Raw genomic sequence first — 20,000 nt, 5'->3', positions numbered from 1 at the left:
AAGGCCGAGGAGATGCTCGCCCCCCGCATGCTGTCCCTGCATAACCTGCGTTACCTGCACCGCCTCGTGGAGCGGGCCCGCGCCGCGATCAGCCGAGGTGAGTTCCACATGTGGGCGGACGGCTGGGCCCAGCGGTACTTCAAGGGGCAGATTCCGGACTGGTTCCGGCAGGCCCTCGAAACGGGACGCGGTACAACTTCACTGCGCCCCGACCCGGCCCCGGCCCCGACAGACAGCCTCTGAACCCTGACAGAACTGTCACGGACGACGTCGCCCGGAACCCCGTCAGGGGCTCGGCGGGCCTTCATGACTTGATCAGAAATAGGCCTAATCGCGTAAAAACGCCGATTTATGCCGCTCTCAGGCTTGACCCACTCTCTTTCATGCTTGTATCATCCGCCTGATCTGACAGTTTTCATCCGACAGGAAGGAAGCGTCAGGTTGCGCGAGAGAGACACCGAACGGCGAACCACACCGGGAGAGGAAACCCGGCAACTCGCCCCGACGTCATCTTCAGAGCCGGAACGTACCTCCGACGCGCGACGACCTTTTGGGGGTTCATATGAAGAAAAGCCTGCTCGTTCTCACCGCCGCGCTGTCCTTCGGCGTCGCTGCCGCTCAGACGGCCGCGCCCGCCAGCGCACCCCAGGTGCCCGCGCTGACCGACGTTCCCGCCGGTCACTGGGCCAAGGACGCCATCGACAAACTCGTCGGCAAAGGCATCATCCTCGGCTACCCCGACGGCACCTACCGCGGCACGCAGAACCTGACCCGCTACGAAGCGGCCGTCATCATCGCCCGCCTGCTCGAGGACATGAAGACCGGCACCGTCGTCGCCGGTGAAATCGACTCCGAGACCCTGACCGCGCTGCAGAACGCGATCCAGGAACTCGCCGCCGACCTCGCCGCCCTCGGCGTGCGCGTCAGCGACCTCGAAGAGAACGCCGTCAGCCGCGACGACTTCGCCCGCCTCGAAGAGCGCGTCGAAGCCATCGCCCTGCAGAGCGGCGAGCCCGAAGCCCTGGCCGGCCTGACCAGCCAGATCGAAGAGCTGACCGCCCGCGCCGACGAGTACGACACCCTGCGTGCCGACGTCGACGACAACGCCAGCTCCATCGCCGCCCTGAACGACCTGACCGTCCTCCTGAACCAGGACATCCTGAACCTCCAGGACCGCGTCAGCGCCGTCGAAGCCGCTCAGGCCGACCTCGTCGCCCGCGCCGACTTCGACACCCTCTCCGGCCGCGTCGGCGTCGTCGAGACCAAGGTCACCAGCCTCGACAACCGCGTCGCCCAGCTCGAGAAGTACGCCTTCAGCATCAAGCCCACCCTGTCCGCCACGTACAACGTGGCCCGCGCTGACCGCAACATGGACCTGGATCGCCTGATCCCCGGCACCGTGTTCAGCACCGGCACCGACGACAGCACCAACACCACCGACACCGCAGTCGACTGGGCCGACCTGACGGGCGGCGACGTCAAGGTCGTCAACGACCGTAACAACTTCTACGGCTTCAGCGGCGCTGGCAACAGCGGCAACTCCGTGATCCGCGAAGGCGCGACCGCCATCTCCTTCGGCATCACCTTCAGCAACAGTGGCGCCCTGACCAGCGCCACCAGCGGCCAGACCGGCGCCTACGCCCAGAGCGCTGGCGGCCTGAACGTGAACAAAGTCGACGTGACCTTCGGGATCCGCGCCGGCCTGCCCAGCACGGCGACCAGCGCCGACGCCGGTTTCCAGGATGCTCAGGGTAACCCGAACTACCCCGACGTCGTCGACGGCGACGACAACGTCACGTACCGCCCCCTCTTCTTCTACTTCAAGAACGCCACCGCGACCTTCACGGTCGGTAACGCGCCTGTCACGGTGACCTTCGGCAAGAACCTGAAGTTCAAGTTCGCTGACTACGTCGGCGACAACGACAAGACGGCCCGCGGCGACGGCTACCTGGTGAGCGTTGACGGCAGCACCCTGCCTGTCATCGGTGCCTTCAAGCCCATGATCACCGGCGTCTACGGCAGCCGCGGTGGCGCAGACGCCGCCTACACCGTGTCGACCACCACGCCCGCCACCATCACCGGCGTCACGGACGGCTTCCACAAGTACTACCGTGGCCTCCGCGCCGAGATCACCCCCGTCGGCACCCTGAAAGCTGGCCTGAACTACATGCAGGAAGGCCTGGACGTGACCGGCTACAAAGTCGCCACCAACCTCGCGGCCAACGGCGTCACCAATGTCGCTGCTGCTGGCGCCATCACCACCCCCACGGACGTGACCGTCTTCGGCGCTGACCTCCACGGCACCGTCGGTGGCTGGCAGGTCGACAGCGAGTACGCCAAGAGCCGCCGCACCACCACCACGTTCGCGGCGGGCACTGGCGCCCAGACCAACGTGTTCGACGAGCAGAACGCCTTCTACGCCAAGACCAGCGGCGACCTCGGTCCCGTGAAGGTCTACACCCTCAACTACCGCACCGTGAGCGCCGGCTACGACAAGGTCGCGGGCGTCATGGAAGCCAACCCCAAGGACAGCACCAACGGCAGCACCGCTCCGTACGCTGCCAACCAGACGGGCTTCGGCGTGAAGGTCGGCACGACGCTGGGCCCCGTGTCCGTTGCTGCCTATCAGGACAACAAGGTCGCCTACGGCAAGAACCCCTTCGACACCGCCAAGGAGCCCACGGCCGTGGTTGACCGTGGCGTGACCGGTAAGGTCAGCCTGTTCAACCTGGTGACCGTGCGCGGCGGCTACTACGAGTACCTCTCCAACGTGCTCGGTCAGGCTGGCGTCCGCTACGGCGTGCGTGGCGACGTGACCCCCGGCCTGGGCTTCAGCGTCGGTGCCTACTACCGCGATCTGACCATGAACGGCAAGAAGGCGCAGAACGACGTGCTGGCCGATGGCAGCAGCCTCTTCGCCAAGGGTCTGTACAACAGCTACTACGCGCTGGCCAACAACGACCTGATCGACCAGAGCGGCTGCGGCGACCTGCACCCCGGCATCAACGGCAGCGACACCGACGGCGTCGGCAGCGCGCTGACCTTCACGCAGAACAGCTTCACCGACAAGAAGTGCTACAGCGAGTACGGCGTGGAAGTCGCGCACAGCGGTAAGGACGCCAACGCTCTGGTCAAGAACCTGGACCTGCGCTTCGGTTACGCTGCCCGCTACCGCACCGCCACCACCTCCTACAGCAACAGCTTCCTGTACGGTGACGCCGTCTACACCGCCAAACTGGGTATCGCCAACGTCAGCCTGAAGGGCGCTTTCGGCAACGACAGCTACGACCTGGCCAAGGAAGATGCCGCTACCTTCAACAGCATGGCCGTGGCTGCCGGCGTGGCGGTCAAGACCGACGCCCTGAACGTGGCTTTCAAGCCCAGCTTCGAAGGTCAGTTCGGCTACTACAGCCGCACCCACGACTACAGCAACAACACGCTGGACTACGACTCCAACGCCGTGCGTTACATGGCGGGCGTCAAGCTCAACGAGTTCCTGCTCCCCAACACCAAGATGGCCGTCTACTACGCCGGCTACCAGGGTAAGAACCGTGGGTACACCCCCTTCTCCGGCCTCGTCGATGCCGGTACGGACGCCGCTGGTTACTTCTCTGACGCCAACAACGGCGGCGAGACGGTCAGCCAGGACCTCCTGTACGTGGAAGGCAACTACTACGACCTGAGCTTCGGCTACGGCGTGGGCAACCTGCGCCTGAAGCAGGCCAACGGCGCAGCCGTGACCGGCATCAGCGACGCCCGTGGCCAGGTCTTCAAGATCAGCTACAAGGTCAACTTCTAAAGCCTGACCTGAATCCCCAGGGATTCACCGGAGAAGCCCCCGCCACGCGCGGGGGTTTTTCCTGTTCTGCCGTGGTTGGCTGTGCAGGCGGGTGCGTGGTGCGCGGTGACGGACAGCGGGTAGACTGCGGGTATGCTTGCTGTTTTTGGTCACCTGAACCCCGATACCGATGCCATCACGGCCGCGCTGGTGTACGCGCGCCTGCTGACCCGTCAGGGCGTGGACGCCCAGGCGTTCCGTCTGGGGGAACTGAATTTCGAGACGGCGTTCGTGCTGCGGGAGGCGGGCGTGGACGCCCCGCCGCTGTTGCCGGAGCTGCCGGCGGGGGCATCGGTGGCGCTGGTGGATCACAACGAGAGTGCGCAGTCCGCGCCGAACCTCGCGGAGCTGAACGTGACGCGCGTCGTGGATCACCACAAGTTGGGGGACCTGAGTACCGCGCAGCCCGCCTACCTGCGCTTCGAGCCGGTGGGTTGCACCGGGACGATCCTGCTGAAACTGCACCGCGAGGCGGGCCTGACCGTGGAGCCGCTGGACGCCCGCCTGATGCTGAGCGCCGTCCTGAGCGACACGCTGCACTTCCGCAGTCCCACGACCACCCAGGAGGACCGGGACGCTGTGGCCTTCCTGGCGCCGGTGGCGGGCATCGAGGATGTGGAGGCGTACGCGCTGGCCATGTTCGCCGCCAAGAGCGACCTGGGCGACACGCCGGCCGAGGCGCTGCTGCGGATGGACTACAAGGTGTTCCCGTTCGGGGATGTGGCGGCCCCGCAGGCGTGGGGGATCGGCGTGATCGAGACGACGAACCCGGCGTACGTGTTTGGTCGTCAGGCGGAACTGCTCGCGGCGATGGATCAGGTCAAGGCGCAGGACGGTCTGGCCGGCGTGCTGCTGAGCGTGGTGGACATCCTGAACGAGACGAACCGCACGCTGGTCCTGAGTGCCACGGAAGGCCGGGTGCTGAGCGAGGCTTTCGGGGTCACGGTGGACGGGCCGGTCGCGGATCTGGGTGGCCGGATCAGCCGCAAGAAGCAGATCGTGCCGACGCTGGAAGGGTACTTCGCGCCCCAGGGCTGACGGGGCGGGGCAGCGGGTGGGGGAGGTGGGCCGTGGGCCCCCTCCCCGCCGCTGTTGTGGAGCCTATGCTGGGCGGATGAGTGCAGGACATGACGGCAGGACGGACGTGAGCGGGCAGGCGTGGCAGGCGGCGCTGGAGTGGCTGTTCGCGCGGCAGCGGTTCGGGGTGCATCCGGGGCTGGGGCGGGTGCAGGCGCTGCTGGCGCGGCTGGGGGACCCGCAGGTGTCGTTCCGGACGGTGCTGGTGGGTGGCACGAACGGTAAGGGGTCCACGGCGGCCACGCTGGCCGCCACGCTGCGCGCCGGGGGCCTGCGGGCCGGTCTGTTCACCAGTCCGCACCTGACGCACTTCACCGAGCGGTTCGTGGTGGACGGCCAGGAACTGCCCGAGGAGGTGGTGGCGGCGGCCCTGGCGCGCGTGCGCCCGGAAGCCGAGGCGGTCGGGGCGTCGTTCTTCGAGATCGTGACGGCGTTGGGCGCGCTGCTGTTCGCCGAGTCGGGCGTGCAGGTGGCGGTCATGGAGGTGGGTCTGGGAGGTCGCCTGGACGCCACGAACGCGCTGGACCCGGTGCTGAGCGTCGTGACGAACGTGGGACTGGACCACACGGAATTCCTGGGCAGCACCCCGCAGGCCATCGCTGCGGAGAAGGCCGGGATTCTGCGGGACGGTCGTCCGGCCGTGGTGGGTGTGGGCGGGGACGTGGAGGCCATCTTCGCCGCGACCGGCGCAGACCTGTGGCGACTGGACGACTATCTGCTCGGCGTCCGCCTGCTGGGCTGGGAGGGCGCGCAGGTGACGCTGCGCGGCCCGGACGGCCCCGTGACCCTGCACACGCCGCTGCTGGGTGCACACGGGGCGCGCAACGCGGCGCTGGCGGCCCTCGCGGCGCTGCGGCTGGACCTGCCCGCCCAGACCGTGGCGCGCGGGGTGGCGGCCGCGCAGTGGCCAGGCCGGCTTGAAGTCCTGCCGTGGCGGGGGGGGCGGGTGCTGCTGGACGGCGCGCACAACCCGGACGGCGCGCAGGCGCTGGCGGCTGGCCTGCGGGACCTGGGGGTCGGGCCGCTGCCGCTGGTGTTCGGCGCGGCCGGCGACAAGGACATCGGTGCGGTGGCGTCGGCCCTGCGGGACAGCGTGTCCGAGGTGATCCTGACCCGCGCGGTCCTCAGCCCACGGGCGGCCGAGCCGGCGTCGCTGGCCGGGCTGTTCGCGGGGGTGCCGGTCACGGTGACGGATTCCCCGGCGGCGGCGCTGGGCGCCCTGGCCGACCGCGCCGCGCCGCTGGCGCTGGTGTGCGGCAGCCTCTACCTGCTGGGCGAGGTGCGCCCCCTGCTGCTGGGCGAGGCGGCCGGGCATCGTGAACGCTGGCAGTGACGGTGCCCACCCCCGGCCCCCGGTCGGCTGCCAGGGTGGGCCGGGCGGCGTTACCCTGGAAGGCATGACCACACCTGACCAGACGGCACCTGCACCGACGGCCCCGGCAGCTTCCCCGACCACGCCGGTTCACCCCAGCATGGAGGCCCTGGGCCGCCGCCTGGGGCAGGTCAGTGACCTGAGGGCGGCCGCCAGCCTGCTTTCCTGGGAGCAGGAGACGTTCATGCCCGAGGAGGCCGCCCCGGTGCGCGGGCAGCAGCTGGCGACCCTGGCGGGCCTGTCGCACGAACTGTTCACCGCCCCGGAAACCGGCGGGCTGCTGGCCCAGGCGCAGCCACAGACCCCCACCGAGGAAGCCGTCGTGTGCGTCGCCCGGCGCGACCACGCCAAGGCCACCCGCCTGCCCACCGCGTTCGTGGAGGAACAGACCCGCGCGCAGAACGAGGCGCATCACGCCTGGATCGACGCCCGCCGCCACAGTGACTTCGGGGCGTTCGCGCCGCACCTGGAACGCATGATGGACCTCGCGCGCCGTCAGGCGGACCTGATGGGCTTCGACGAGCATCCCTACGACGCCCTGATCGACGACTACGAGCCGGGCATGCGCGCCTCGCAGGTGCAGGCGGTGTTCGCGGACCTGCGCGACCGCACGCTGCCGCTGCTGGACCGCATCCGCGCCGCCGGGGACGCCGCCGATTACGGCGTGCTGACCCGCCCTTTCCCCGCGCAGGCGCAGAAGGACTTCGCTTGGCGCGTGGCGGGCGAGGCGTTCGGGTTGCAGGGCAGCTTCGCGCGGCAGGACGAGAGCGCGCACCCGTTCCAGTCGAACTTCAGCCGCAGCGACATCCGCATCACGACCCGCGTGGAGCCGTACTGGCCCGCCTGCCTGTTCGGCACCTGGCACGAGACGGGGCACGCCATGTACGAACGGGGCGTGCATGAACGCTGGGCGCGCACGCCCGTGTCGGCCGGGGCGAGCCTGGGCGTGCACGAGAGCCAGTCGCGGATGTTCGAGAACCTGCTGGCCCGCAGCCTCCCGTTCTGGGAACGGTACTTCCCTCAGCTTCAGGAGGTCGCCCCCGCCGTCACCGAGGGCCTGGACGCCGGGGCGCTGTACCGCGCCGTGAACCGCGTGAACCCCAGCCTGATCCGCGTGGAGGCCGACGAGGTCACGTACAACTTCCACGTCATGCTGCGCTTCGAACTGGAACTCGCGCTGCTGGAAGGCACGCTGGCCGTGCGGGACCTGCCGGACGCCTGGAACGCGAAGATGCAGGCGTACCTGGGCCTGACCCCGCCCGACGACGCGCGCGGCGTGTTGCAGGACATTCACTGGTCGGCCGGGCTGATCGGGTACTTCCCGACGTACACGCTGGGGAACCTGCTGAGCGTGCAGCTGCTGGAGGCCGCGCAGCGCGACCCGGCCGTCGCGCAGGGCGTGGCGAGCGCCGAGTACGGCCCGCTGCGCGAGTGGCTGGTCGAGCATGTCCACCAGCACGGCCGCAGCCTGACGCCCGCCGAACTGACCGTGCAGGCCACCGGGCAGCCCCTGGGCGCCGACCCGTACGTGGCGTACCTGCACCGCAAGTACGGCGGGATCTACCGCCTGGACTGACGGCAGGGTGTTGCGGAAGGTACAACAGAATCTGTATGCGAGGCCCCCGGTGATGTTCACGCCGGGGGCCTCCGTGTGGTGCGCTGTGTGGTGTGGGTCAGCTGGCCTGTCGCCGCTCGGCGCGGGTGATCAGGTACGCGCGGGCCGAGTTCAGCCATTTCTGCGCGAGGTCGCTGTGCGGGTGGCCGCGCTCGCGCATGGCCCGGACGCCGAGTTGCAGCTGGCGTTCCATGCGGCGCACGGCCACCAGTCCGCCCTCGTTTTCCAGTTCGATGAAGGCGTTCAGCAGGGTGGTGGGGTGGGCGTGGCCGAGGCGGATGCTTTCGGTGATGGTGTCCAGTGAGCGCATGGGGGCACTCCTTCCCGCCCGGCGGGGCGGCGAGGTCGGTGGGGGCTGAAGGTTCAGGGTGGGCGCGGGGAGCGGTGCAGGCGGGATTCTGCTGACCAAGAATCTCTGGGCTGATTACGATCTGTGCAGATTCTAGCAGGTCGGCATCGGGATGGGCAAGAAGTCGCGCGGCGTATTCTGTATTGACCGTACCGACGCCTGGTGTTACACTCCAACCAAGGCTGCCCCATTCTGCCCACAGGCAAACAAGGCCTGAACCAGAGGAAGACGCCCCAGGCGGCACGCGTTGTCCCGCTGGACCACGTCCAGCACGCAGCGTGAGGCTACGCCGCAGCCAAGGAGGTGAACAATGAAACTGCACGAAAGACTCCGCGAACTGCGCAGCGAACGCGGGCTGCGGCTCAAGGACGTCGCCGAAACGGCCGGGATCAGCGTCCCGTACCTCAGCGACCTCGAACGTGGCCGCACCAACCCCAGCCTGGAAACCCTCCAGACCCTGGCCGGCGCGTACGCCATCACCGTTCACGACCTGCTCGAAGGGGTCGAGTTCTACGGTCCGTCCACCGAGGGCTCCCTGCCCAAAGGGCTGGCCGACCTCGTCGCCGACCCCACGCTGGGACCGCAGATCACGCCCGACTGGGTCCGCACCCTGTCCCGCATCGAACTGCGCGGCAAACGCCCCCGCGACAAGCAGGACTGGTACGAGATCTACCTGCACCTCAAACGCATCCTGAACTGACGTTCAGTGCCAACGGATCAGCCCCAAGCTAGCACCGACCCGCCGAAGCGCAGGTCGGTGCTCGCTATCAGGCAGCGTCAGGCAGTTCTTCCGGTGCCTGACCGCGCGCCAGCAGCAGCGTCCCGGCTCCCCAGGCGCCGCCCACCAGGGCCAGCGCGAAGGCCAGCGGGGGGACGCTCAGGCTGGCGGCCACGGCGCACAGGCCCAGCATGCCGCCGACCGCGTCCGGGACCGGCAGTCGCGCCCGCAGCGCCACGGCGCGGCCCACGTCGTACGCGCTGACGCTCAGGCCCAGTGCGAGCAGCACGGCCGTCAGGGCCAGGGCGATCAGGGCCGGACCCAGCAGGCCCGCCAGCGCCAGCCCACCGGCCGGGCCGAGCAGCACCGCGAGCGCCAGGATGCCCAGTGCCAGCGTCCGGACCGGTGCGTGCCGCTGCCGCCGCGCCAGCACCGGCGCCAGCCCCGACACGAACAGCAGCAGCAGCGCCCCGCCGGTCAGCGTGACGAACACCTGCGGCCACGCGGCGCTGCCCAGCCACCCCAGCACGGGCCGGAACGCCGAGGCGGTCACGGCCGCCAGACCGCGCGGCGGGGCGGTCGCCAGGGCCTCGCGGTCGCCCGGCGCGTGGCCCAGCAGCGCGTTCACCCGGCCGGTCACCTGCGCGTCCGGCGCGCGGTACACGTCGCCCAGCAGCGTGATGACCTCGCCGCGCACGTCCGCGCCGCTGTTCAGGTGAACGTTCCCGCCCACCGTGATCACGTTGCCGTTCACTCGGCCACCCACCTGCACGTCCCCGAAGGTGACCCCGTTGCCGGCCAGACCGTACAGCGCCGGCAGGGTCAGGGCGGCGCTCAGGGCGAACGCCCCGGCCCCCAGCCGCTGCGTGACCGGCGTGGGGCGCGCGCTGACCAGCGCGCTCGTGACCAGCAGCAGCGCCAGCCCGGCACCCGCAACCGGCGACACCTGCGCCAGCAGCGTCTGCATCACCACCGCCCCCGCCGCAAGGTTCGGCCAGACGGTCACGACCCCCAGCAGCGTCAGGGACAGCAACAGCGACACCACCAGGATCAGGGGCGCCGGGTTGTGACGGGGCGGCGCACCCACCGCGTTCAGCGGCGGCAACGGGGCCACGGCCGGCCGGACCGCCTGTGGGTCGGTTCCGTCGGCCGCGCCGGCTGCCTCGGCCGTGACGCGCGCCGCCACCAGGGCTGCCACGCCCGGCCGGGGCAGCGGTCCCGGCTGGAGCCGCGCGTTCCAGGCCACCCGCTCGGCCACCGGCGCGGCGACACTGGCGGCCGGGGGTAACGACACCCCCAGCCCGGCGTGCAGCTGCACGTCCCGCGCGACCTGCGCCGCGACGCTGCGGGGCGCCGTCACCGGCGTCAGCTGCGCGGCCAGACGGATGTCGGCCGCCACTGCCGCCGCCACCGACGACGGCAGCGCAGGCGTGGCCCCGAGGTGGGCCGCCAGACCGACCTCGCGCGCCACGTCCGCCGCGACGCTGCGCGGCAGGGGAGGGGAGACCGTCAGGGCCGCCGCGCCGGCCGTGAGCCGCCGCCGCTGCCGCTGGACCGCCTCGCCCTCCTGCGCTTCCAGGGCGCGCAGGGTGGCCCGCTGCCCCTCGCTGAGCGCGCCGTCGGCTTCCAGGTGAAGCAGGTCCAGCCACGCGGGCGCGGCCGACCTGACTTCCGGGTTGTGACGTTCTGCGCCCATACGCTCCCTCTACGTTGAACAGCCGGACCGGGTTCCCGGCCGCCGCCCGTCCCGGTCAGTCCGGCTGGTCGGACCCGACCTGGTAGTCGCCGCTCTTGCCGCCCGACTTGGCCAGCAGCCGCACGTCGGTGATCTCGATGGCCTTGCTGGCCGCCTTGAGCATGTCGTACACGTTCAGCGCCGCGACCGTCACGGCCGTCAGCGCCTCCATCTCCACCCCGGTCGGCGCGGTGGTCCGCACGGTCGCCAGCACCCGCACGCCCGCCGGTTCCAGCGTCACCTGCACGTCCGCGCCCGTCACGGGAATCGGGTGGCACAGCGTCACCAGATCCGCCGTGCGTTTACTGCCCGCCAGCCCGGCCAGCCGCGCCACGACCAGCGGGTCCCCCTTCGGATTCGTGCCGGCCTCCAGCGCCGCGCGGGCGGGCGCGGGCAGCCGCACCCACGCCTCGGCCGTCGCCTCGCGGGACGTGGCGGCCTTCCCGGTCACGTCCACCATGCGCGGCAGGCCATCCCGGAAGTGCGTCAGTTCCGGCGCCGGATCCACCGACTGCGTGTCGTGGCTCACGTCATTCCTCCGGCAGTTTCAGGTCGGCCAGCGCCGCGAACGGGTTCTGCCGGGCGTGTAGCGACCCTTCCGGCGTGCCCAGCTGATCGTCGATCTCCTCGACCGGCACCTGCGCCATGTGCTCGCATGGCCCCTCGTTCAGGTCATGCCCGCACACCTGACACAGCCCCCTGCAGGCCTCGTCGTGCAGCACGCTCAGCGGCGCGTTCAGCAGCGTCGTTTCCGCAAGGTACGCGCTGAGGTCCAGGTCCGGATCCCCGAACACCAGCACCTCCTCGCCCGTCTCGGCTTCCTCCAGGTATGGCGCGTCGGCCGACGGGTCGTAGCGCATCAGGGTGCCCAGCGAGATCTCCAGCGGCACGTCCACGTCCCGCAGGCAACGGGCGCACTCCATGACCAGCACCGGCTCGAACGTGCCCTGCAGGTACATCTCGTTGCTGCCCAGCGCGTTGACATCCACCTCGAACGGCGCGGGGCCCGCGAACCGCAACGTGTGCAGCGTGCGCCCCTGCTCGTACTGGAGGTGATCAAGGCTGCCTTCGGCGTGCGCGTCCTCGGTCGAGGAGCGCAGCAGGGAACCCAGGTGAATACGAGGTGAATCCGTCATGCTCCCATGATAGTCCCCCGCTCCTGACATAACCCTGCCGTCCCCCCCAAACGCCCGCCCACGCGGCGCGGGTCAGGCGAGTTCGACGACGCTGGCGTCGCTGATGGTCAGTTTGTGCGTGCGCGGCACCGTCCGCCCACCCCGGACCTGCGCCCGCACGCCGATCAGGCAGTCCTGAAGGCGCTTACTCATGTGCTCGATCCTCGCCTCGGCGTCGATCACGCTGTGCTCCACCTCGGCCGCCCGCACCACGCTGCCCTGCCCGATGCTCGTGAACGGCCCGATGTACGCATCCTCGATCACCACGCCCTCGCCCAGCATCACCGGCCCCACGATCTTGCTGCGCGTCACCCGCGCCGACGCCGGAATGACCACACGGCCCGTGATCCGCGAATCCTCTACCGTGCCCTGCACGTCCAGCACCACCCGCTCCAGCAGCAGGCGGTTGGCGTCCAGCAGGTCCGCCGGGCGGCCCGTGTCCTTCCACCAGCCCTGCACCGGCTGCCCCAGCACCGCCGCGTCCGCCTCGATCAGCGCCTGGATGCCGTCCGTGATCTCGTACTCCCCCCGCGCGGAGGGAGGCATGCCGTCCAGCACCGCGAAGATCTGCGGGGTGAAGCAGTACAGGCCCGCCACCGCGAGGTTGCTCGGCGGGACCTTGGGTTTCTCCACCAGCCGCGTGATGCGCGTTCCGTCCAGCTGCGCGACGCCGAAGGCCGTGGGGTCCTCGACCTCCACCAGCGCGATCAGCGCGGCGGGACGCTCGGCAGCGAAACGGTCCACGAACGGCCGCGCCCCGAACTCGAACAGGTTGTCACCCAGGTACACGCAGAAGTCGTCCTGACCGACCCATTCCCTCGCCACGAGCACCGCGTGCCCCAGCCCCAGCTGCTCATGCTGATCGATGAGGGTGACCTGCACGCCCTCCACACCCCCCACCGCATGCTGAATCTCGACCCGCGTGATTTCCGAAACGACCACCCCGATCTCGGTGATGCCGGCCGCCTGCAGGGTTTCGATGGCATGCACGATGATGGGTTTACCCGCCACCCGCAGAACCGGCTTGGGCCGCGTGTACGTGAGAGGACGGAGACGCGTACCCAGACCGGCAGCGGGAATGATGGCTTTCACACCAACATTCTACGCTGCTGTAGATTTTTGCTCACCCGTGTGTGCGGGTAGCCCTGATGATGAATACCGCGATCAGCCTTCTTCGTCATCCCTGTGATTAAGTCTCCGAGGCGTCCGGAGGCAGGCCAGTGCGGAAAGGTCTCTGACCTATAGTTCTTTCTGTGCTTACTCGGACCACTCTCAGCTCACCTGTGCATAGATGGCAACAGATATGGCTAGCGTTTCTGGCGCCTCTTTACTTCCTGTCACCTTTGGCCGTTGCAGGACTGAAGAACTTAAAAACTATGCCCAGAGTGGCCCAGGGGTTGCTGGTCAGCTACCTGATCAGCCAGCAGCTGCCTGCGCTGTTTACGGACACTCCTCTGGAGGCCAGTCTGACTGCGCTGCTCCGCACCCTTCTGATTATGGGTCTAATCGGTCTGGGTGTCAGTTGGCAGCGGTCCGAACATCTAATGCCGCTGAGTGTTGGACTCGTTCTTGTCGCGGTTACGGCTGTCATCATGACAGTCGTGAGCGGCGGTCCGCTACTAGCCAGCCGGCTCTCACACCCTTATATGACCCCGATCACCCTTGGTCTAGCTGGAGCTCTGTGCATCTGGCTCGCTGTGTTCGGACAGGCTCATCGAGTGTGGCGGATCTTCATTGGTTGCGCCGGGGTAAGTGTACTGCTGTTGTCAGCGAGTCGGGGACCTCTTTTGGCAGCCGTCGTTGGCATTGCGGCGGGACTGCTGGTTCAGTCCAGTCGGCGCGTGCTATTGGGAGTCGGGTTGACCACAATGTTGGCTACTACGCTTACAATGATCAGTTTAAAGGAAGGGAACAGTCTGCTGACGCGATTGGTACAGTCGGATACCAATGGGCGCGACCTAGTATGGTCCAGTACCCTGTCTGCCTATCAGAGCTCTCCGCTTTCTGGGGTGGGAACCTATTTGCTTGGTCGTCATTTACAGCCACCAAGTGGCTGTGAACTGTGGATTGGGCCGTCCGGCACACCGGTATGTCCAGAGTGGTTACAGAACCTTGGCAGTCCCTGGTTGATTGCACATAATGGGGCTTTGCAGCAGCTCGCTGAGTCAGGCCCTCTAGGCACCCTGGGCTTCTTTATTCTGATTGGCTCAGTTGTCTCAGTTGCCTGGAATTCAAAAGATGCTTTAGGGATAGCTGTGCTTTCTGGTCTGATCGCTGCTACCTTAATAGACAATACACTGGTTGTACCGAGCCCCTTCTTTGCAGAAGCTTTTTGGTTAATTGCTGGTGTACAACTGTCTCGAATGACTGAAATTAAGTTAGGTCATGGAGTGGCTGCTTCTGTGTTGATTATAATCCTGGCATTCCCTATATGGGTCTCAAGCGTGCCGTCAAAGCCGACTTTGTCTGCCCAGCTGCGCTTCATTCAATCTCCCAGACAAGTAGGATCTGCACAGAACTATACGGTGTACAGTAGCTGGCTCCTGACCCCTGGAAAGTACCGAATTGTGATGCGCAGCTGCCTGCAAAGTTGTTCAATTGTTCAGGTTCTGCCAGTTGACACGGGTGCGCAAGACATCATCAATCTGGAGAGTAAAGCAAATATTCGAGATGTTCCCATGCAAAAAATTCAGTTACAAATCTATCCGTCGGCTGCTGGGGCGAGCGTTCTCCCGCTGACCACCCACGAATGGACTGTAAGGCTCAAGTCGTGAAATCAGCCATTTTTCCAGCTATTCTTTTGCCTGCGCTGGTCAGTATGACGCTATTTTGGGCATCAAACTCACTTCTATTGGATAAGGCAAATGACAATCTGTCGACCTCGCATATTAGGGATTGCGCGCTACCAGTTAAAATAAGATTGGCTTTTCCATATCAAAGCCCCTCGCTAGAAATTGTCAATTTTTCTGAACCATATGCGTTCATGGTTAATGGATGGCTCAGTACCGATATATGTGAAAAGGGAACTCTGGTTATCACTGGGCAAGGTCAGATTGCAGACGGCGTAGCCCCGATCTTACAAATTGCCCTAGATTCTAGGCTAATTTGGAAAGGCGCATTCAGGGAAGCCTCAACTGTAATGATTCCCATTAAGTCAAAAGGTCACTTAACCATCGGATATTTCAACGACTTCTATAGCTCTGATTACCGAAGCGCTGTTATGGAGGGAGTTCGTCTACAGTCCGAAGGATGCCAATCTTTTACAGTGGACACTCCAGTAGGAACAGATGGAAGCTGGAATATAGAGAAGCGGACCCTGGGATGGTTATCTCCAACCCCTATTACCCTGCACCCCTGCGGCGCCGGAAAACTCATGTTTAGTATAAGCGGAAAAGAAGGTGGAAAAGATTTCGCTACTATTGATATTAGCCAGGGAGAAAAAAGTCTGAGGAAGATACGGTTGAGTCAACAGCCTCAAGAAGTAGTGATTTCAATAAATGCACAGCCACTGAAAATCAGAATTATAAATCCTTATTTCAAAGAGCTTGGTGACCGTAATCTCATACTCCGGAAGGTAAAATTCATTCCAGAGCGCTAATTATCAGCGTACTTGACCAAACTTATTTTCTGGAATTAACTGCCCTAGCTGATCACGGATAGCATTTGAATCCGATTTCGCGGCATTTTCCATCAGGAGCTGGAGTTCTTTATCAATCAATTGCGCATCAACGGGCGCGAGTTTGGCGCTGAAGATTTCCATATGCGTCGTTGCATCGATGCCTTCACTTGTCGTTAGTAGCTCTTCATACAGCTTTTCACCCGGTCGAATGCCGCTGAATACTACCTCAACATTGAGGGCACCACTCAGACGGATAACATCTCGTGCCAGATCAGCGATCTTGACTGGGTCTCCCATATTCAGGACATACACTTTTCCGTTTTCAGCCAGACCGCCAGCCTGAAGGACCAGACGTGAGGCCTCCGGGATCGTCATGAAATATCTAACCATTTCTGGATGTGTGACAGTGATGGGTCCACCCGACCGAATTTGGGCCATGAAGGTCGGGACAACGCTCCCTCTGCTTCCCAGTACGTTGCCAAAACGGACTGAAACGAAAGCCTGACCCGGGTGTGCGCGTGACGCGCCAGCAGACACTACCATTTCCGCTACTCGTTTGGATGCTCCCATCACACTTGTCGGATTGACGGCTTTATCAGTAGAAACATTAACTAGGCGTGATGTTCCATATTCCAAACACAGGTGGACTACATTGCGAGTTCCTATGACATTATTAAGAATTGCTTCAGAGGGTGTGCGTTCCATCAGAGGCACATGCTTGTGGGCTGCCGCATGAAACACTACTTGGGGACGGAATTCCTCAAATACTGCCCGTAGTCTCTTCTCATCACGCACATCGCCAATCAAAGCAACATTTTCAATCTCTGGAAAATTCCGTCCTAGTTCCTGCTGAATACCAAAAATGCTGTTTTCTCCGCGTCCAAACAGCAATACTGTGCGTGGACCGAACTGCGCGAGTTGACGAACCAACTCTGAACCAATACTACCCCCTGCTCCTGTAACGAGAATGACCCGGTCCTTGAGATAGCCGGCAATCTCAGCTGTATTCAGCTGCACTGGAGGGCGCCGCAACAAATCTTCTACATTGACGTCTCGGATCTGATTAATATTCACATTTCCTGAGAGAATCTCAAAAACGCCTGGGATGATTCGGTATCGCACCTGAGCTTTCCGTGCGAGATCAACTACTCGCCGTACAAAGTCTCCTGAAGCTGAAGGCACAGCAATCAGTACCTCTTGGGCGCTCTCACGCACAACGATGGCAGGCAAATCAGCGATTCGGCCGAACACGGGAAGTCCCACGACTCGTTGGCGCTGCTTACCGGACTCGTCATCCAGAAACCCGATGGGCCGGAGACCAGATTCCGGGTGACGTTGCATCTCGCGGGCAAATAACGCTCCTGCACTACCTGCTCCTACAATTAAAACTCGCCGTTGATCCGTGGCTTCCTGTCTTCGGACATTCTCTGCCAACAGACGTGCGACGACGCGGACGCATCCCATAAATAGGAATCCTAGAACTCCCGAGAGTAAAGGCACACTGCGAGGCAATTGCAGCCACCCCTGCAAAATGAATCCAAGAGCAAACATCAGCAGGGTAGATACCGTTACAGCACGAGCCAGTACCATCAGGTCTGGCACGCCAGCCCGTTGCCAAGTTTGCCTCGGGAGGTGGTAATACCACGCGGTCAGAGCCATGACTCCTACACTCAAGCCCATGTAACCGATGACATTGAGGGGGATCCCTAATTCAATCAGTGTGGGTTTCCGAAAGGCGTACGCCATTAGTGCAGCTGCCGCCCATAGACCCAGATCAATCAATAACTTGCCTAGCGTACCATTCATGCCTTAGGCCCTGAGTGGATCACAATTGCTGCGCCTGCGACATGACTATATCGACAATATCAGTTGCACGTTGCATATCTAGCTCGGACAGTGTGGGATGTACTAGGAACATCAATGAAGTGTCTCCTAATTCTTGCGCCACAGGCAATCTTTCCTGCGGTCCATATCCAGCGTCCAAGAAAGCCTTTTCCAGATAGATCTCTGAACACGATCCACTGAAACACGGAACGCCGTGCGCCGTAATAGTATTCATAATCCTGTCACGATTCCAGCCGGCTGCTAGAAATTCAGGCCGCACAAAAACGTAGTATTTGTAGTAGGAGTGGGTAATGGTTTCATCGGGTAGCGTTAGACGTAATGCGGGATGCTTTCCTAGGCGTTCAGTCAAAATTAACGCATTCGCTCGACGACGCTCAATCCAACTAGGCAATTTGCGTAGTTGGAGCCGTCCAATAACCGCCTGTACTTCCAGCATGCGCCAATTGGTCCCAAAAGAATCATGAAGCCACCGAAAGCCAGGTGCATGTTCACGGTTATATACGGCGTCATAGCTTTTCCCGTGGTCCTTATACGCCCATGCTTTTTTCCAGACCTCGGTATCATTCAGAGCCAGCAGACCGCCTTCACCCCCAGTCGTCATGATCTTGTCCTGACAGAATGAGAATGCCGCTGCATGCCCGATGCTGCCTACAGGACGTCCTTTGTAGAAGGCTCCATGAGCTTGGGCGCAGTCTTCAATAACGACCAGGTTGTATTCGCTTGCAAGCTGCATGATTGGATCCATGTCGCAGGGCCAACCCGCTAGATGTACCGGAATGATCGCACGGGTTTTTTCAGTGATCAGGGGCCGAATGGTCTCGGCAGTAATGTTCTGTGTGACCGGGTCCACATCGGCGATTACTGGGATGCAGCCCCGCATGACTGCAGCGCTGGCAGAAGCGATGAAGGTCCGGGCAGTCGTGATAACCTCGTCCCCAGACCCTATACCGAAGGCATACAACGCAAGCTCCAGTGCCAGAGTGCCGTTATGGAGTGCGATGGTGTGATTGACCCCCAGATATTCGGCGTACTCACGTTCGAACTGACGCGCTTCGTCACCCGTCCAGTAGTTGACTTTCCCAGATTGAAGAACTTCAGTGACTGCCTGTATCTCGTCCTGTTCAAAGACGGGCCAACTTGAAAATGGCGGAACGGTACGGTTCATATGGTGTCCAGAATACGCGCAGGTTGCATAACTTTGGAAGGGTTCTACTCGATGCTGTGATCTGCTCCCCAGAATCTAGACAGAACAAGTGAACGAGTGTTCAGTACCCGACACTTTCCCGAGCGGCTTGAAAAAGTTCTGCTGGCACGCGAGAACAAAACGCGTCCCCCGATGTCTTGGCCGAGCTGACCCGCTGCTTCACCGCGCACTTCCCGGAGTTCCGCAAGAACCGGGTCGAGTTGCTTTCTCTCATGATCCTCGCACTCCTTGGGGCAAGGACGTCCGGCATGCCGAACGCGCTGCGCGCTTCCCAGGAAGCGCGCACAACGCCTACATCATCCGCCGCGTGGAACACTTCTTTGACTGGCATCTGATCCAGCCGGCCGATGTCGCCCGGGTGGTTCTGACGCTCCTTCTGTCCACCCAACTACGCGAACTCATCCTCGACCGGACGAACTGGAAATACGGACAGACGGACGTGAACGTCCTGCTCCTGGCCGTCATCTGGCGGGGCGTCGCGATCCCCCTCCTCTACGAGCTGCTGCCCCACGGGGGCGGCAGCCATACGGAGATCCGGGTCCTGTACGCCGACCGCGAACTCGTCGGCTACGACTGCATTCAGGGACTGGCCCAACGTGGAATTCCCATCTGCGTGCGACTGATACGGACTCCGATTGAATGGGCTGCAAAGGCCACTCAATCCGAGCAAAGCGACTCGTAGAGCTGCCCCACAGAGTGGGAGCAACGCGGGTTCCGGACGTGGAGCCGGCAATCCGGTGAAGTTCCGGATTGTTGGCGAAACAAATGGAATCCATATGAGGAGTGACACGCTGATGGACGACTGGACGGCGAAGGACTGGCTGAGTCGCTTGCAGAGCGGTATGGCCGGTCTGCTGGTCGAGGACACGGTGGTCTACGGGCAACCGATGAACGTGGTTCTGACGCGTATCCGAGATGGCGAGTCACTGACCATCGCCAGTAACGCTGGAGCGGTGACGACGATCCAGACGCGATATCGCCGGAGGTTCCTGATCGAATGTCTCTTCCGGACATTGAAGAGCAAGGGCTTTCGTCTGTGATTAGCGGTCGCTCGGGTGCCCGGCTTCCGGCCGGGCACTCCTGCCGTTACCATGCTGTCCATGGGCACTGGGGCGACTGAGAAGGATCTCTTCGAGATCATCCGTCGTCAGTCCGAGCAGATCGACCAACTGATCGCCGAGAACAAAGCACTCAAAGCGGAAATCTCCCGCCTGAAGAAGCGCATGGAGGAACTCGAACGGCGGGAACGCAAGTACGCCGCCCCCTTCAGCCGGGAGAAGCGCACCGCCGATCCCAAATCACCAGGACGCCGTCCTGGTGAAGGTACTTTCACCCACAAGGCCCCACCCACGCCAGAGCAGATCACAGCCACCGTAGAAGTCAAAACGCCCAACACCTGTCCTCGATGTGGGTTCACGGGCCTGCTGATCTTCACCCGTCAGGACAAGGCCTG

At 63.8% G+C, this 20,000-nt stretch carries 17 protein-coding genes and 1 pseudogene (1 of these 18 running past the window's edge); 11 read left to right on the top strand and 7 right to left on the bottom strand.

Annotated elements, in window-relative coordinates; translation table 11 throughout:
* From tgt to CBQ26_RS17045, 5 genes are all read left to right on the top strand, one after another.
* On the top strand, positions 1–243 hold the end of the coding sequence (gene tgt / locus CBQ26_RS17065) for a tRNA guanosine(34) transglycosylase Tgt (RefSeq protein WP_172418143.1). 954 nt of this gene lie to the left of the window's left edge; 243 of the gene's 1,197 nt are visible here — the last part of the coding sequence; its start codon lies off the left edge, out of view; it ends in the stop codon at positions 241–243.
* 319 nt (positions 244–562) lie between these two features.
* A complete protein-coding gene (locus CBQ26_RS17060) occupies positions 563–3,799 on the top strand; it encodes an S-layer homology domain-containing protein (RefSeq protein ID WP_088249843.1) in 3,237 nt (1,078 codons plus the stop codon).
* A gap of 132 nt (positions 3,800–3,931) precedes the next feature.
* Positions 3,932–4,876 carry a manganese-dependent inorganic pyrophosphatase gene (locus CBQ26_RS17055; RefSeq protein WP_088249842.1) on the top strand — a complete coding sequence of 315 codons (945 nt, stop codon included), beginning with the start codon at positions 3,932–3,934 and terminating at the stop codon, positions 4,874–4,876.
* A gap of 76 nt (positions 4,877–4,952) precedes the next feature.
* Entirely contained in the window at positions 4,953–6,248 is a 1,296-nt protein-coding gene (locus CBQ26_RS17050) for a bifunctional folylpolyglutamate synthase/dihydrofolate synthase (protein ID WP_088249841.1), read from the top strand.
* A 139-nt stretch (positions 6,249–6,387) separates the two neighbouring features.
* On the top strand, positions 6,388–7,863 hold the full coding sequence (locus CBQ26_RS17045; RefSeq protein ID WP_216360386.1) for a carboxypeptidase M32: 1,476 nt from the start codon (positions 6,388–6,390) through the stop codon (positions 7,861–7,863).
* Positions 7,864–7,960: 97 nt separating this feature from the next.
* Here CBQ26_RS17045 and CBQ26_RS17040 read toward each other — a convergent pair whose 3' ends face one another.
* Positions 7,961–8,212 (bottom strand): hypothetical protein, encoded by a 252-nt coding sequence (locus CBQ26_RS17040; RefSeq protein WP_088249839.1) that lies wholly within the window; start codon positions 8,210–8,212, stop codon positions 7,961–7,963.
* Between the two features lie 349 nt (positions 8,213–8,561).
* Here CBQ26_RS17040 and CBQ26_RS17035 point away from each other — a divergent pair, with 349 nt between their 5' ends.
* On the top strand, positions 8,562–8,951 hold the full coding sequence (locus CBQ26_RS17035) for a helix-turn-helix domain-containing protein (RefSeq protein WP_055362123.1): 390 nt from the start codon (positions 8,562–8,564) through the stop codon (positions 8,949–8,951).
* Positions 8,952–9,018: 67 nt separating this feature from the next.
* Here the strand turns inward: CBQ26_RS17035 and CBQ26_RS22050 are convergent, their stop codons facing one another.
* The 4 genes from CBQ26_RS22050 to CBQ26_RS17015 form a co-directional block, all read right to left on the bottom strand.
* Complete coding sequence (locus CBQ26_RS22050; protein WP_172418142.1) at positions 9,019–10,665, bottom strand: bactofilin family protein; 1,647 nt, start codon at positions 10,663–10,665, stop codon at positions 9,019–9,021.
* A 55-nt stretch (positions 10,666–10,720) separates the two neighbouring features.
* Positions 10,721–11,233, bottom strand: coding sequence for a cyclic pyranopterin monophosphate synthase MoaC (gene moaC, locus CBQ26_RS17025; RefSeq protein WP_088249838.1), 513 nt, complete (start codon positions 11,231–11,233; stop codon positions 10,721–10,723).
* A gap of 1 nt (position 11,234) precedes the next feature.
* A complete protein-coding gene (locus CBQ26_RS17020; RefSeq protein WP_088249837.1) occupies positions 11,235–11,840 on the bottom strand; it encodes a YceD family protein in 606 nt (201 codons plus the stop codon).
* Between the two features lie 72 nt (positions 11,841–11,912).
* A complete protein-coding gene (locus CBQ26_RS17015) occupies positions 11,913–12,971 on the bottom strand; it encodes a glucose-1-phosphate thymidylyltransferase (RefSeq protein ID WP_088249836.1) in 1,059 nt (352 codons plus the stop codon).
* A gap of 284 nt (positions 12,972–13,255) precedes the next feature.
* Between CBQ26_RS17015 and CBQ26_RS22905 the strand changes: the two genes are divergently transcribed.
* Positions 13,256–14,653 carry an O-antigen ligase family protein gene (locus CBQ26_RS22905; protein WP_088249835.1) on the top strand — a complete coding sequence of 466 codons (1,398 nt, stop codon included), beginning with the start codon at positions 13,256–13,258 and terminating at the stop codon, positions 14,651–14,653.
* On the top strand, positions 14,650–15,477 hold the full coding sequence (locus CBQ26_RS21525; RefSeq protein WP_143342195.1) for a hypothetical protein: 828 nt from the start codon (positions 14,650–14,652) through the stop codon (positions 15,475–15,477). The genes CBQ26_RS22905 and CBQ26_RS21525 overlap by 4 nt, the downstream gene beginning before the upstream one ends.
* Before the next feature lie 3 nt (positions 15,478–15,480).
* Here the strand turns inward: CBQ26_RS21525 and CBQ26_RS17005 are convergent, their stop codons facing one another.
* The gene (locus tag CBQ26_RS17005; RefSeq protein WP_342351786.1) at positions 15,481–17,157 is read right to left on the bottom strand and encodes a polysaccharide biosynthesis protein; all 1,677 of its coding nucleotides are present in this window, start codon (positions 17,155–17,157) and stop codon (positions 15,481–15,483) included.
* Positions 17,158–17,323: 166 nt separating this feature from the next.
* Positions 17,324–18,508 carry a DegT/DnrJ/EryC1/StrS family aminotransferase gene (locus tag CBQ26_RS17000; protein ID WP_088249834.1) on the bottom strand — a complete coding sequence of 395 codons (1,185 nt, stop codon included), beginning with the start codon at positions 18,506–18,508 and terminating at the stop codon, positions 17,324–17,326.
* A gap of 346 nt (positions 18,509–18,854) precedes the next feature.
* On the opposite strand from CBQ26_RS17000, the gene CBQ26_RS16995 reads away from it, so the two are divergent.
* The 3 genes and pseudogenes from CBQ26_RS16995 to CBQ26_RS16985 form a co-directional block, all read left to right on the top strand.
* Entirely contained in the window at positions 18,855–19,229 is a 375-nt protein-coding gene (locus CBQ26_RS16995) for a hypothetical protein (protein WP_229844450.1), read from the top strand.
* Between the two features lie 112 nt (positions 19,230–19,341).
* A complete protein-coding gene (locus CBQ26_RS16990) occupies positions 19,342–19,587 on the top strand; it encodes a transposase (RefSeq protein ID WP_229844451.1) in 246 nt (81 codons plus the stop codon).
* Between the two features lie 60 nt (positions 19,588–19,647).
* Positions 19,648–20,000, top strand: a pseudogene (locus CBQ26_RS16985) (IS66 family transposase); the annotation flags it as partial.

The sequence above is a fragment of the Deinococcus indicus genome (assembly GCF_002198095.1).
GTDB classification, from domain to species: Bacteria; Deinococcota; Deinococci; order Deinococcales; family Deinococcaceae; genus Deinococcus; species Deinococcus caeni.
This window is presented reverse-complemented; position numbering and strand designations above follow the sequence as displayed.